This window comes from Extibacter sp. GGCC_0201, from assembly GCF_017566055.1.
Classification (GTDB): domain Bacteria; phylum Bacillota; class Clostridia; order Lachnospirales; family Lachnospiraceae; genus Extibacter.
Genome location: NZ_JABFCH010000165.1, coordinates 1 through 223, shown reverse-complemented (window position 1 = coordinate 223; position 223 = coordinate 1). Strand labels below are relative to the sequence as shown.

The following is a 223-nucleotide window of genomic DNA, read 5'->3' as shown; positions in this document are numbered from 1 at the left end:
CAATATCCTCACTGCTTTTGAGGGTAACACACTTTCCGGATTTGATTTCTTCCCTTGCCTTGTCAATCCTTGCTTGCAGCTCCGGGGTTATCATCAAATCTTCACGACCAACTTTTACCAAAGCGTAAATCTCGTTTTTCCTGCGAATTAGTACCTGCTCGCCATTGTCAGCTTTGGTGAAAGACGCTGCGAGGTTGTTTCGGTATTCTCTTACTGATAATGC

The 223-nt window shown here is 44.4% G+C and carries 1 protein-coding gene; it reads right to left on the bottom strand.

The genetic code is table 11. From position 1 onward, the window contains the following. Positions 1-223, bottom strand: a 223-nt coding sequence (locus tag HJV72_RS19125; RefSeq protein WP_208073458.1) for a hypothetical protein, incomplete at both ends; no start/stop codon positions are given.